The organism is Streptomyces sp. NBC_01508 (assembly GCF_045040315.1).
GTDB lineage: Bacteria > Actinomycetota > Actinomycetes > Streptomycetales > Streptomycetaceae > Streptomyces.
On the sequence record NZ_CP109419.1, the window covers coordinates 1,981,826 to 1,995,961 of the forward strand.

Annotated in this window: 10 protein-coding genes; 9 read left to right on the forward strand and 1 reads right to left on the reverse strand. The window is 71.3% G+C overall.

Annotated features, from left to right (window positions below; translation table 11 throughout):
- Positions 1 to 39: 39 nt before the first annotated feature.
- From eccE to OG700_RS08960, 9 genes are all read left to right on the forward strand, one after another.
- Positions 40 to 1,416, forward strand: a complete 1,377-nt coding sequence (gene eccE / locus OG700_RS08920) for a type VII secretion protein EccE (protein ID WP_405621532.1) — start codon at positions 40 to 42, stop codon at positions 1,414 to 1,416.
- Entirely contained in the window at positions 1,413 to 2,111 is a 699-nt protein-coding gene (locus OG700_RS08925) for a hypothetical protein (protein WP_405611521.1), read from the forward strand. The genes eccE and OG700_RS08925 overlap by 4 nt, the downstream gene beginning before the upstream one ends.
- A gap of 227 nt (positions 2,112 to 2,338) precedes the next feature.
- Positions 2,339 to 2,572 (forward strand): DUF397 domain-containing protein, encoded by a 234-nt coding sequence (locus OG700_RS08930; RefSeq protein WP_405611524.1) that lies wholly within the window; start codon positions 2,339 to 2,341, stop codon positions 2,570 to 2,572.
- Between the two features lie 478 nt (positions 2,573 to 3,050).
- Positions 3,051 to 6,329: an SCO5717 family growth-regulating ATPase gene (locus OG700_RS08935; protein WP_405611527.1), complete on the forward strand. Its 3,279-nt coding sequence runs from the start codon at positions 3,051 to 3,053 to the stop codon at positions 6,327 to 6,329.
- A gap of 368 nt (positions 6,330 to 6,697) precedes the next feature.
- The gene (locus OG700_RS08940) at positions 6,698 to 8,602 is read left to right on the forward strand and encodes an ABC transporter substrate-binding protein (RefSeq protein ID WP_405611530.1); all 1,905 of its coding nucleotides are present in this window, start codon (positions 6,698 to 6,700) and stop codon (positions 8,600 to 8,602) included.
- 114 nt (positions 8,603 to 8,716) lie between these two features.
- On the forward strand, positions 8,717 to 9,796 hold the full coding sequence (locus OG700_RS08945) for an ABC transporter permease (RefSeq protein WP_405611533.1): 1,080 nt from the start codon (positions 8,717 to 8,719) through the stop codon (positions 9,794 to 9,796).
- Positions 9,793 to 10,788 carry an ABC transporter permease gene (locus OG700_RS08950; protein ID WP_405611536.1) on the forward strand — a complete coding sequence of 332 codons (996 nt, stop codon included), beginning with the start codon at positions 9,793 to 9,795 and terminating at the stop codon, positions 10,786 to 10,788. The genes OG700_RS08945 and OG700_RS08950 overlap by 4 nt, the downstream gene beginning before the upstream one ends.
- A gap of 68 nt (positions 10,789 to 10,856) precedes the next feature.
- Complete coding sequence (locus OG700_RS08955; protein WP_405621534.1) at positions 10,857 to 11,864, forward strand: ABC transporter ATP-binding protein; 1,008 nt, start codon at positions 10,857 to 10,859, stop codon at positions 11,862 to 11,864.
- Positions 11,865 to 12,081: 217 nt separating this feature from the next.
- Positions 12,082 to 13,113 (forward strand): oligopeptide/dipeptide ABC transporter ATP-binding protein, encoded by a 1,032-nt coding sequence (locus OG700_RS08960; RefSeq protein ID WP_405611539.1) that lies wholly within the window; start codon positions 12,082 to 12,084, stop codon positions 13,111 to 13,113.
- Between the two features lie 66 nt (positions 13,114 to 13,179).
- On the opposite strand, the gene OG700_RS08965 is transcribed toward OG700_RS08960, so the two are convergent.
- Positions 13,180 to 14,133: a bifunctional riboflavin kinase/FAD synthetase gene (locus OG700_RS08965; protein WP_405611542.1), complete on the reverse strand. Its 954-nt coding sequence runs from the start codon at positions 14,131 to 14,133 to the stop codon at positions 13,180 to 13,182.
- Between the last annotated feature and the right edge of the window lie 3 nt (positions 14,134 to 14,136).

Below are 14,136 nucleotides of genomic sequence, written 5' to 3' on the forward strand. Positions count from 1 at the left end.
AGGGAAATGGCCATTTCGGACAGAGGGGGCAACGCGGGGATGGGTACGGCGACGCGCGAGCGCAACAGGCGGACTTCCGGACAGCCTCCCGGCTCATCCCGGTCTTCCCGCCGGCAACGTCGCAACGCCCCAGGCACCGGCCCCGGCTCGGGCGCCGTGCCCCCGGCCGCCGCCACGGCGCCACGTGTCCCGGCGACAACCACCCTGCGGAGTCTCTCGCGCACCAGCCATGTCGGCCCCTTCCAACTGAGGCAGTTGGTGCTGGTCGAGGTGGCGCTCGCGCTCGCCGCCGTCGGTGTCGCGCTCGGCGGGTTGTGGCTGGTGCCCACGATCACCGTCGCCTGTCTGCTGGTCCTGCTGGCCGTCGTACGGCGCCGCGGCCACGCCGTCCAGGACTGGCTCTCGACCGTCCTCTCCCTGCGGGCGCGCGAGCGGGCCGCCGGGCCCGCGGCGGTGGACGTCGACCCGTCGCTGGCCCCGATCGCGGAGAGCGTCCCGGCGTTGCGCCCGTACACGTACGTCGACCGCGACCGCCGCACGGTCGGGATGCTCGGCGACGGGAGCTTCCTCACGGCGGTCGTACGGGTCGAGGCGAGCGGGTCCGCGCTGCGGCCCGCCTTCGGCGCGCGGGCGCTGCCGATGTCCCTCCTGGGCGGCGCCCTGGAGGTCGACGACATCAAGCTGGAATCGGTGCAGTTGGTGCAGCAGGTGCGTTCGGCGCCCGCGCCGCACCTGCCCCCGCAGTCGGTGGCCCGGCTCTCGTACGTGCCTCTTCAGGAGAAGACCGGCGCCCCGGCCCTGCGGCTGACCTGGGTCGCGGTGAAACTCGATCCCGAGCTGTGCCGTGAGGCGGTGGACGCTCGCGGGGGCGGCGTCGAAGGCGCCCAGCGTTGCCTCGTACGAGTGGCGGACCACGTGGCGAGCAGGATCACCGGAGCGGGTTTCCGGGCCGTCGTACTGGACCAGGAGGAGTTGAACTCCACCATCGCGACGTCGGCCTGCGCCAGCCCCGCACAGGCCGCCCTCGCCGGCCGCCCCGACGCCGCCCCGAACCGGCGCACGGCGGAGACGGCGCGCGTCTGGCGGTGCGACGACCGGTGGCACACGACGTACGCGGTGGGCCGCTGGCCCGAGTTGGGGCGCGGAGCCGCTCCGCTGCCCAAGCTGGTGTCGCTGCTCACCGCGACCCCGGCGTACGCGACGACCTTCAGCCTCACCCTGCGGCGTGGTACCCGCCTGGGGGCCATGACGGTGAACGGCCATGTCCGGATCACCGGCGGCAGCGACACCGAACTCGTCGGCGTGCGGCGGCTGTTGGAGCAGGCCGCGCGGTCGGCGAAGGTCGGCCTCGTCCGCCTGGACCGTGAGCAACTGCCCGGGGCTCTGGCCACACTTCCGCTGGGAGGCGCCCGATGAGCGGGCTGCGTACACTGCTCGGCCCGCGGCACGCGGGTCACACCATGCCCGCGGACGAACTCGGGGCACTCTCCCTGCCCGTCGGCGACGACGGTGTGGTGATCGGTGACGACGCGGAGGGGCACCCCCAGATGGTGGGGTTCCACCGCTCCGCGCCGTACGACGTCCTGCTGATCGGCGGCCTGTGGACGGCGCAGGTGATCGCGCTACGCGCGGCGGGCACCGGGGCGCGTGTGGTCGTCGAGACGGGGCGCGCGCAGGCGTGGACGCTGCTGGCGCAGGCCGCCGGCGCGGGCCTGGAGTGCATCACCCTGCACGATGTGGGGCGGGTGCCGCCCCAGGGTCCGACGGTGGGCAGCCCCGTGGTTGTCGTACGGGACGCGGGCATGCGACCGCCCCGTGGCCGTGTGGTGTCGGCGCCGTGGCAGTCGGTGCTGACGTTGCTGCCGTATCTGAGCCCCGTGGCGCCCCGGTTGATGCGGAACTCGACCCTGGTGGGTATACAGCGGGTGTCGCCGCGCGAGGCCGAGCAGATCGGCCGGATTCTCGGACTGTCGCAAGCGGAGAGTGGCGCGCTGCCGACGCTGGCCGACGGCGTCACCCTGTGGTGTGCCGGGCGTGAGCGGCACTGGGTGATGACCAGCCCCACGGACGCCGAGTCGGGACTGCTGGGCACAGCTCGCAGGATGGACTGAGCGGCCGTACGGGGCGGGCCTCGGCGGCGGTTGGCCGACGGGGCGGGGCGTCGCCGGTGGCGACCGACGGGCGGGGTCACCGACAGGGGTGACCGGACGGGAATCGCCGGACCGGACGTGCCGGGCGGATCTAGGATCCTTAGGAGGACGCGTCGGTGGGCCTGTTTGTCCCCGCCCGCGCGTGCGGATCGTTCAACTCAGCCGTTGTCGAAGGGAAGGCCTGACCGATGGGGACCGCACAGGAGAAGGACGAGTTGTACGCCCTCGACATCTCTGGTGTCGAGTGGCTCAGCGCCCCGGGCACGAGCGAGGACGAGGAGCGGGTCGAGATCGCGCATCTGCCCGGTGGCGCGGTCGCGATGCGCTCGTCCGTGGATCCCGACACCGTGCTGCGGTACACCGAAGCGGAGTGGCGGGCGTTCGTACTGGGTGCGCGCGACGGGGAATTCGACCTGCGATAGGTCTCCGCCGTACACGTCCGCCGCAGACCGACGCGACCTCCGTAGGAAGAGGCGCGGGACGAAACCCGGCGGAGGCGACGGCGGAGGCGACGGCGGCGGCTCTCCGGCCCGGGCGCTCCGGGACACAACCACCCGGACCGGACCACGTCCGGAGGCCGATACCGGATCGTTGGCTCTCGCCCGAAGGTGACCCGAACGGGCAGTCATTCATCCGCTGTTGTCATGGTTCACCCCACAGTCTTCCCGGCCGTCCGGCGCACCCGAACCACCGGGGGACAAGAGGTGGCGCCCGGGGCGACGGACGACGGGTGGGCGGGCCTGCCGGAGCGGGCTTGTGGACGATTAGGGTGGGTCGGGGCGCAGGAGAACCCGCAGGCATGCGGGGAGCGTCCCAAGGGGTAGAGCCGGGCTGATCGAGTGACAGCGGTCGCCCCCACCCAACACGGCACAAGGGTGCTCGACCACACCAGGAGGCAAAGTGAACGGCGATCGGGACGAGATCCGTAGGGACTGGAACAATCCCGTCGATGATCAGTCCGACGCGGAGCCCGCCGAGTTGACGGGTGAGTTCACCATCGACTACACCCCGCCGGCCTGGTACACGCAGAACTCCTCCGAGGACACGTCGGGCGACGGCGCGGGCCGGCGAAGTTCCGTCCCTCCACCGCCGAGCGGGGCTCCGGTGGCCGTGCCGGGGCTGCCCGCGGGCAGTGGGTACGAGCCGAACTGGCCGCACCGGCAGCCTCCGCCGCCGATCCCCGCGCAGAGCGCGCCGCTGTCGCCGTCCGTCGATCCGGTACTGCCTTCGGCGCCGCCTCCCATGGCGCCCTCCCCCTCCGCGCCCGCCGAGCCCGCCGCGCAGGAGCCGTTCGCGCAGCCTTTCGGTGGCGGGGATCTGGAGAGCGGATCGACCATGCGCTTCTCCCCCGCCGCGCTGAGGCGTGAGATGGCGGAGATCGACGCCGCCAAGGCGGCGGCGAAGGCCGCCGAGAGCGACGCCGGCGCTGACATCGGCACCGGCGCCGATGAGGCCGCCCACGGGGCTGTGGACGGCGTTCCTGTCGCGTCAGCGGCGGACGACGAGCGGGGCGACGGGGCTGACGCCGGTACGGATTCCAGTACCGGTGCCGGTCTGGGAACCGGCCTTGGTCTCGGTGCGGACGAGGACCGCGGAGACGACCGCGACAAGGTCGAGGCCGGGAACGCGGGCGCGGGTGCGTACGGCAACGACGACGACACGGACGGAGACAGGGGCGAGAACGCGGGCTACCCGGCCCCGTCCGGCGAGTCCGGCGGCGATGAGCCCGAGAGCCCGGACGTGGCGGCCGACGCCGGGCCGGACGCCGACTTCGACGCCCGCTCCGTGGAACCGGCGGACGTCACCGACGCCGTAGGCGGCGCGGACCTCTCGGACGACATCCAGGACCGCCCCGGCGGGCCGAGCGACGCGGTGGACGAGCCGGCCGACTCCATGCCTGCGGACGAGCCCTCCGACGCCGCTCCCCCGCTGGGCACTCCGGCGGCCCCGCCCGCCGCGGCGCTGCCGTGGTCGCCGTCTCCCGCCGGTCCGGACTCCGGGCTGCCCCCGCTGCCGCCCGCGTTCCAGCCGGCCGCACCGGCGCCCGCGCCGCAGTGGCCCGCCGAGCGTTCCGCGACGCCTCAGTCGCAGTCGGTGTCGCAGGCCCAGCCGCAGTCGCAGCCGCCCGCGATCGCACCGGCCCCCGCGCCCGCCTCCGCGCAGCAGCATCCGGCCGCGGCCCCCTGGGCCACTCCCGCCGCCCCGGCGACTCCCGCCGCGACGGCGCAGCAGAGTGGCTACGGATTCCCGCAGCCGGGACAACCGGGCGGGCCGGCGCCTGCCAATTCCGGCCCCCATGCCCCGTACGCACCGAGCGGTTACGGCTTCCCTCACCCGGGACAACAGGGCCAGCCGGGTCACCAAGTCCCGCAGCAGGGTTACGGTTTCCCCCAACCGGGACAGCCGGGACAGCCGGGGCAGCCGGGGCAGCCGGGCCAGTCCGCCCCGTACGCGCCCGCACAGCAGTCTCCGCAGTCACCGCCGTTGCCCCAGCCGCTGCCCGCCCAGCAGCAACAGCCGCAGCCTCGGCCTCAGCCGCCGAACCTGCCGGCTCCGGCCTCGCCGACGCCCAGTCTGCCCGCCCAGCAGCAACAGCCGTACCAGCAGCCCGCGCAGGGCAACGCACCCGGCGCGCCTCCCATGGACCCGCGCTCCGGCGCGGGTTGGCCGACGGCGATGGCGCACGATCAGCGCGAGCGTTCGGTGCCGGGCGCACCGCTCGGCTACACCGCCGCCGTCGAGCTGTCCTCGGACCGCCTCCTGCGCAACAACAAGCCGAAGGCCAAGAGCAGCCGCAACCCCTCCGGCGCCTCCCGCTTCAAGCTCGGGGCGAAGAAGGAGGAGGCGGAGCGGCAGCGCAAGCTCGAACTGATCCGTACGCCGGTGCTGTCCTGCTACCGCATCGCGGTCATCAGCCTCAAGGGCGGCGTCGGCAAGACGACCACCACCACCGCCCTCGGCTCCACCCTGGCCACGGAGCGGCAGGACAAGATCCTGGCGATCGACGCCAACCCCGACGCCGGCACGCTCGGTCGCCGGGTGCGCCGTGAGACCGGGGCGACCATCCGGGACCTGGTGCAGGCGATCCCGCATCTCAACTCGTACATGGACATCCGCCGGTTCACCTCGCAGGCGCCGTCCGGGCTGGAGATCATCGCCAACGACGTGGACCCCGCGGTCTCCACGACGTTCAACGACGAGGACTACCGGCGCGCGATCGAGGTGCTCGGCAAGCAGTACCCGATCATCCTCACCGACTCGGGCACCGGCCTCCTGTACAGCGCGATGCGCGGAGTGCTGGATCTGGCGGACCAGTTGATCATCATCTCGACCCCGTCGGTCGACGGGGCGAGCAGCGCGTCCACGACGCTGGACTGGCTGTCGGCCCACGGGTACGCGGACCTGGTGCAGCGGTCGATCACTGTCATCTCGGGCGTACGCGAGACCGGCAAGATGATCAAGGTCGACGACATCGTGCAGCATTTCCAGACACGCTGCCGCGGCGTCGTCGTGGTGCCGTTCGACGAGCACCTGTCGGCGGGCGCCGAGGTCGACCTCGACATGATGCGGCCGAAGACCCGTGAGGCGTACTTCAACCTGTCCGCGATGATCGCCGAGGACTTCGTACGCGCCCAGCAGCAGCAAGGGCTATGGACGGCGGACGGCAACCCGCCGCCGCACCTCGTCCCGCCGATGCCGGGACACCAGGGCCAGCAGCAGGGGCAACCACAGGGTCAGCCGCCGTACGGGCAGCCCGGCCAGCAGCCGCCGGGACAGCCGCCTTACGGACAGCCTCAGGCGCCTGGACAGTACGGGCACGGGCAGGCTCCCGGACACCAGGCCCCCGGGATGGCCCCGGGGCACGCGCCGGGACAGCCGGCGGCCCCGGGTCAGCAGCCCCCCGGCCCCGGTCAGCAGTACTACCCGCAGCAGCCCTACCCGCAGCAGCAGGGCTGGCAGCAGTCGTTGCCCTCCCAGGCGCAGTCGTCCGGCAGCCCGGCCGGACACCCGCCGGGCCAGTACCCCGGCGGACAGTCGCAGCCGCAACCGCAGCACCAGTTGCCCGCACAAACTGGGCAGCCCGGCCAATCGGGACAGCCGGAGTTGCAGGGTCCGGTTCCGCCCGCCGGATGGCCGCAACAGGAGCCTCCGCAGGCTCCGCCAGCGCCTCAGCAGTAAGGCGACAGAGGTTGAGACCAATGAGGGTCCGCACCGTCTTCACGGTACGGACCCTCATCGCATTCCCGCAGCCCACACGGGGTTTCGACGCCCGTTGACGCGGCCCGACCAGCGCTGATAAACCTTCGCTTCACCAGATGGTGAGCTGGAGTCAACCCAGCGATCGTCGGCAGACGACGCGAGCACGATTCAAGCCACTGCTTCGAATGACCGTTTCAAGTGACCGCTCGGACCGGAGGCGGTCCCGACCATCCGCTCAACCCGCCAACTTCCGCCCCGTTTCTCTGCTTCTCCACCGCTTCTCTGTGTTCTCTACTTCTCTGTGTTCTCTGTTTCTCCGTGCGAGTGATGACGCGAGGTCACGACCCATGGTCACAAGGATTCCACCGCGTACGACGCGGCAGCCCACCCGGCAACGCTTCTGCTTCCGTCTCTTCCTGGCCTCCGGTGCCGCTGCCACTGCGATGGTGGCCGGTTCTGTGGTCCCGCTGAGTCCGCTGCTGCCCGCGGCGCCGCAGGCCCAGGCCGCGCCGAACGCCCTGAACGCCCCGGCGGCGGCCGACGGCAAGAAGGTCCTCACGGTCGCCGTCGACCAGAGCATCGACTCACTGAGCCCGTTCCTGGCGCAGACCCTTGTCGCCACCAGCGTCCACCGGCTGACGTACGAGTACCTGACCAACTACGACGCCAAGGACGCCCGCACCGTCCCGGGCTTCGCCACCAAGTGGGTACCGTCGGCGGACAAGCTGACGTGGACCTTCACCATCCGCGGTGACTCCAAGTGGTCCGACGGCAAGCAGGCCACCGCCGAGGACGCGGCGTGGACCTTCAACAAGATGATGACGGACCCGAACGCCGCCACGGCGAACGGCAGCTTCACGTCGAACTTCAAGAAGGTCACCGCACCCGACCCCACACAGCTCGTCATCGAGCTCAAGAAGCCGCAGGCCACGATGACGGCGCTGGACGTGCCGATCGTGCCCAAGCACGTCTGGGAGAAGGTCGGCGACTTCTCCAAGTTCAACAACGACAAGACGTTCCCGATCGTGGGCAACGGCCCCTACGTCATTGAGGACTTCAAGGTCGACCAGTACATCCGACTGAAGCCGAACAAGGACTTCTGGCGCGGCGCCCCGAAGTTCGACGAGCTGGTCTTCAGGTACTACAAGGACAAGGACGCCGCGGTCGCCGCTCTCCAGAAGGGCGAGGTCTCGTTCGTCTCGGGCCTGACGCCGGCCCAGGCCGCCGCGCTGGGCAGCGCCGACAACATCAAGGTCAACGACGCGCCCGGACGCCGCTTCTTCGCCCTCGCCACCAACCCGGGTGCGAAGGCGAAGGACGGCAAGGCCTTTGGCAACGGCCACAAGGCGCTGCTCGACGCGGACGTCCGCAAGGCGCTGTTCCACGCCGTCGACCGCAAGACGATCGTCGACAAGGTCTTCCAGGGCCACGCGGTGGAGGGGCAGGGCTACATACCGCCGCGCTTCGACACGTACTTCTGGCAGCCGTCGGACGGCCAGACGATCGACTACGACCCGGCGAAGGCCGCGGCGCTCCTCGACAAGGCGGGCTACAAGAAGAACGGCGCCGGCAAGCGCGTCGGCGAGGACGGCAAGCCGCTCGACTTCCGCATCCTCTGCCACGCCACCGACCCGAACGACAAGGCCATCGGGAAGTACCTCCAGGAGTGGTGGGGCGACCTCGGCATCGGCCTGAAGGTCGAGTGCCTGGACAACGTGTCCGACCCGTGGCTCGCGGGCAACTACGACCTCGCCTTCGACGGCTGGTCGGTCAATCCCGACCCGGACTACGTCCTGTCGATCCACACCTGCGACGCCCTGCCCGCCACGGCGGAGGCCAGCGGCGCGACGGACAACTTCATCTGCGACAAGAAGTACGACGACCTGTACGCGAAGCAGTCGGTCGAGTACGACGCCGCCAAGCGCGCCGACCTGGTCAAGCAGCTCCAGTCGCGTCTGTACGACACCGGATACATGAACGTCATGGCCTATCCGAACGCCGTCGAGGCCTACCGTACGGACCAGATCAAGTCCATCACGACCATGCCCCAGGCCGCCGGCAACATCTGGGGCCAGGACGGCTATTGGAGCTGGTGGTCCGCCGTACCGGCCGACGGGACCGGCGAGGCGAGCTCCGACAGCGGCTCGTCCACCGGCACGATGATCGGGATCGGCGCGGCCGTGGTGGTCGTGGTGGCACTGGGGCTCTTCTTCGTACTGCGGCGCCGCTCCACCGCCGAGGACCGTGAGTAGGGCGGTGGGTACGGCCGCGAACGCGTCCGCGATCAGGACGGCGAAGACGACCGCGAAGACGACCGCGAACAGCGCGAACAGGGGGTCCGGGAGGCTTCCCCGGAAAGACACCGTATGAGCACCGCAAGCACCCCCGGTGTGGTGCGGGACGCCGCCGACGACGACCCGGTGAAGACCGGGCCGTCCGGCGGCTCCCGCACCAGCGCCACGGGCCACGGAACCAGCTATCTCCTTTACGTGGCGGGCAAGTTGGGCGGCGCTGCCGTCTCGCTGTTCGCCGTCCTCGTCACCAGCTTCTTCCTGTTCCGGATCATCCCCGGCGACCCGGTCAAGGCCATGACCCATGGCAAACCGACCTCGCTGGAGCAGATGGCCACGCTGCGCAGGCAGTTCGGGCTCGATCTGCCGGTGTGGCAGCAGTTCACGGAGTACTGCGCGAAGGCGCTGACGGGCGATCTCGGGACCTCGTACCAGTTCCACGCCCCGGTCGGCGAGCTGATCGCCGAGAAGCTGCCCGCGACGCTGCTGCTGACGGGCGTCGCCGTGCTGATCTACTCGACGCTCGGCCTGTGGCTCGGTACGCGCTCCGCGTGGCACCACGGCGGCCTCGGCGACCGGATCAACACCGGTGTGGCACTGACCCTCTGGTCCGTGCCGTCGTTCTGGCTCGGCCTGCTGATGATCATCGTGTTCTCGGTGGGTATCGGGCCGATTCCCGGGATGTTCCCCAGCGGCGGGATGGAGTCGGGCAACGAGACCGGCTTCGCGCATGTGCTCGACGTGGCGCACCACATGGTGCTGCCGGTGGTGACGCTGGTGGCGGTCGGCTACGCGCAGACGCTGCTGGTCATGCGGTCCTCGCTGCTGGACGAGATGGGCAGCGACTATCTGACGACGGCGCGGGCCAAGGGGCTGCGGGACGATCTCGTACGGCGCAGGCATGCCGTGCCGAACGCGATGCTGCCGACGGTCACGATGATTTTCATCAACTTGGGCCACGTTGCCGCCGGTTCGATCCTCGTCGAGACTGTCTTCTCGTGGCCGGGCCTCGGCGGGCTCTTCTATCAGGCGCTGAGCGTGCCTGATCTGCCCGTCGTGCAGGGGCTTTTCGTGGTCTTCGCGGGAGCGATGATCCTGATGAACCTCCTGGCCGACCTGCTGTATCCGCTGCTCGATCCCCGGGTGGGCCGATGACCATCGACAAGACGCCGCCGAACCCGCCGAGCCAGCCGGAGTCTCCGAACCCGCCGGAGCCGACGGAGCCCCAGGCGGAGACGACGGAAGAGAAGGCGGCGCGGTCCGCCTCGTCGCTCGCGTGGGCGCGGCGCCGAGCCTCCGTGTCCCGCTTCTGGCGCCAGTACCGTACGCACCGCGCCGGCCTCCTCGGTCTCGCCGGGCTCGCGGTCATCGCCCTGATCGCCCTGACGTCGCCGCTGTTCATCGGCGGCGACGTGCAGAGCGTCACCGACGCGCCGGGAACCGCTCTGGAGAGCCCGAGCGGTGAATTCCCGCTCGGTACGGACCAGTTCGGGCGGTCGCTGCTCGGTCTGCTGATCTGGGGCGCCCGGATCTCCCTGGTGGTCGGGCTGCTCGCCGCCACGCTCTCGGTGGCCATCGGCACCGTCGTCGGCATCATCGCCGGGCACTTCGGCGGCTGGCTCGCGACGGTGGTCATGCGGATCACCGACTGGTTCCTGGTGATGCCGGCGCTGGTGCTGGCGATCGTGCTGGCGACAGTGATGTCGCGGAGCATCTGGACGGTCATCCTGGCGATCGGGGTGACCGCGTGGCCGACGACGGCACGCCTGGTGCGCGCGCAGACCATCGCCGTCGAGTCGCGCCCGTACATCGAGCGGGCGCGGGCGCTCGGCGGCGGGCACAGTCACGTCATGACGCGCCACGTACTGCCCAACGTGATGCCGCTGGTGCTCGCCCAGACGACGCTCGGAATCTCCACAGCGATCCTGACGGAGGCCACGCTCGCGTTCCTCGGGCTCGGCGATCCGTCGGTCGTCTCCTGGGGCGGCATGCTCCAGGACGCCCGCGAGGCGGGCGCCGTCTCCTCGGGACACTGGTGGTATCTGGCGCCGCCCGGTATCGCGATCGCGCTTGTCGCACTCGCCTTCACACTCTGCGGCCGTGCCATCGAGGCCGTGCTCAACCCAAAGCTTGAGGTGTCCCGTTGACCGATATACCGAAGGCAGCGAAGCCCGAACCGAAGGCGGAGACGGAGACGCAGACGCAGAAGGGGTCGGTGTCGAGCCTGCTGGAGATCAAGGATCTGCGGGTCACGTACGGTACGGGGCCGTCCGCCGTCCCCGCCGTACGGGGCGTCGACCTCGTCCTCGAATCGGGCCGCAAGCTCGGTATCGCGGGCGAGTCCGGCTGCGGCAAGTCCACCCTGGCGCTGGCCCTGCTCCGACTGCTGCCCGCCTCCGCGAAGCTGACCGGCCAGGTCCTGCTCGACGGTGAGGACGTGCTCACCATGAAGTGGGGCCGACTGCGCGCCGTGCGCTGGGCCGGGGCCTCGATCGTCTTCCAGGGCGCCATGCACTCCCTCAACGCCGTGCACCGGATCGGCGACCAGATCGCCGAACCGGTGCTGCTGCACCGCGGCGCGACGCCCGCCGCCGCCCGCAGGCGCACCGTGGAACTGCTGGAACAGGTCGGACTGCCGGCCTCCCGCGCCGACGCCTATCCGCACGAACTCTCCGGCGGGCAGCGGCAGCGCGTGATGATCGCGATGGCGCTGGCCTGCGATCCCCGGCTCATCGTCGCCGACGAGCCGACGACGGCACTCGACGTGATGATCCAGGCCCAAATCCTGCGACTTATCGAGCAGTTGGTCGCCGAGCAGGACATCAGCCTGCTGATGATCAGCCACGACCTGGCGGTGCTCTCCGACACCTGCGACCGGCTCGCCGTGATGTACGCGGGCCGGATCGTCGAGGAGGGGCCCGCGAAAGCGGTGTACGACGCCGCCGAGCACCCGTACAGCCGCGCGCTCTCCGCGGCGTTCCCCCGGATCGGCGACCCAGCCTCGCGGCGCGCCCCGCGCGGTCTGCCGGGCGATCCGCCCGACCCTTCGTCGCTGCCGCCGGGCTGTACGTTCCATCCGCGCTGCCCCATCGCGCTGGAGGAGTGCGCGCGGGAGGACCAGCCGCTGCGGGACGCGGGGCCGGGCCGGCACGCGGCGTGCCTGCACGTGGGCGCGGCCGTACCCGTGCAACTGTCGACGACGCCCACGGAGCCACGCCCATGACGTCGGCACGCCCCGACGGGGCGGCTGCCCCGCTCCCCCGCACGGCGCGGGGGCCCGACGCCGTGCGCGCCCACGAGGCGTGGGCCGCCGCCGGCCGCCCCGTACGGGGCGGCGAGGCCCGCCGCCCGCGGACGGCAGGGCCGGCGGCGCAGTCGGCACCGTGCCGTCTGTGTCCCGCTCGTACGGCCGCCGGACGGCCACTCCTCAGGAGCCAGTCATGACCACCACGCCCACGCCTCTGCTCTCGGCCACGGAGCTGCACGTCACGTTCCCCGGGCGGCGCGGCGCCCCGACGGCGCGGGCCGTCGACGGCGTCGATCTCGACATCGGCGGTGGCGAGATCGTCGCCCTCGTCGGTGAATCGGGCTGCGGCAAGACCACGCTCGCCCGGACGCTGCTCGGCCTGGTGCCGCCGACGACGGGCGCCATCACCTTCGGCGGCGCGCCTCTCGGCTACCAGTCCGCCGCCCTCAAGGCGTACCGCAAACGCGTCCAACTGGTGCTCCAGGACCCGAGCGGTTCGCTGAATCCCCGGCACACGGTGTACGACGCGGTGGCCGAGGGCCTGCGCATCCACCGCTACCGGGGCAACGAACGCGAGGCCGTCGCCGAGGCGCTGTCCCTCGCCGGGCTCCGGCCGCCGGAGCGGTTCTTCCTGCGCTATCCCCACGAGTTGTCGGGTGGCCAGCGGCAGCGCGTCGTCATCGCCGGTGCGCTGGTCCTGAAGCCCGAACTGATCGTCGCCGACGAGCCCGTGGCGTCACTGGACGCCTCTGTACGCGGCGAGATCCTGGCGCTGCTGCTGTCGCTCCGCGACGAACTCGGCCTGTCCGCCCTGGTCGTGACGCACGACCTCGGGCTCGCCTGGAACATCGCCGACCGGGTGGCCGTGATGTATCTGGGCCGGATCGTCGAGACGGGGCCGGTCGAACAGGTGCTGACGTCCCCACAGCATCCGTACACCCAGGCGCTGTTGTCGGTGCTGCCGGAGTCCGGAGCCGAACCGGTGGTCCTGGCCGGCGAGCCGCCGGACCCGTCGCGTATCCCGAGTGGCTGCCGTTTTCACGCCCGGTGCCAGATCCTCGCCTCCGGCGAGGCGGAACGCTCCGGTGTCGCCGCCGAGTGCCGCACGCAGGCCCTGCCGATACTCACGGGCGGCGACACCACCCAGGTAGCCTGCCACTGGGCCACGGCTGCCAGGGCTGCTGCGGGTACCGCAGGTACCGCGGAGAGCGAGAAAGCGCCCTGAGTCACACCCAGCGTACGCCCCCAACTCGGACATACGGTGCCCGAGTTGGGGCCTCGCGTGGTCTCGTCAGCGTGCGTCGTACGCGGCGATGAGGGCGCGCGAACGCTTCACGTCGTCGGCCATGGCTTCCAGCAGCGACTCGATGGAGTCGAACGTCTCCTGCGCCCGCACGTAGGACAGGAAGTCCACGGCGACGTGCAGCCCGTACAGCTCAAGCCCCACCCGGTCGATGGCGTACGCCTCCACGGACCGCTCCGTGCCGTCGAACTGCGGGTTCATACCGACCGAGATCGCCGCCGGCATCCGCTCGCCGTCGGCGGTCAGCCAGCCCGCGTACACGCCGTCCGCCGGAATCGCGGTGTGCGGCAGGGTCTCCACATTGGCCGTCGGGTAGCCGAGTTCGCGCCCGCGTTGCGCGCCGCGAACCACCACGCCCTCGACGCGGTGCGGTCTGCCCAGGATCTCGGCCGCGCCCGCGACGTCGCCCTCGGCGATCAGCCGCCGGGTCAGGGTCGACGAGAAGGGCTCGCCGCCGCCCGCCGCACCGCTCACGTACAGGTCGACGACGTCGACCTCGTAGTCGTACGTCGCGCCCAGCTCGGCCAGGAAGGCGACGTTGCCGGCCGCACGATGACCGAAGCGGAAGTTCGGCCCCTCGATGACGGCGCTCGCGTGCAACTTGTCGACGAGCACCTTCACGATGAAGTCGGCGGGCGACAGCTTGGAGAATTCGGCCGTGAACGGCAGGACGAGCACCGCGTCCACACCCAGCTCCGCCATCAGCTCGCCCCGCCGGTGGTGCGGCGCGAGCAGCGGCGGATGGGTGCCCGGCCTGACAACCTCGCTGGGGTGCGGGTCGAACGTCACGACCACCGAGGGCACTCCCAGCTCCCGCGCCCGCTCGACGGTGCGGCCGATGATCAGCTGGTGTCCGCGGTGCACCCCGTCGTAGGAGCCGATGGTGACGACGCTGCGTCCCCAGTCCTGGGGGATGTCCTCCAAGCCGCGCCAGCGCTGCACTGT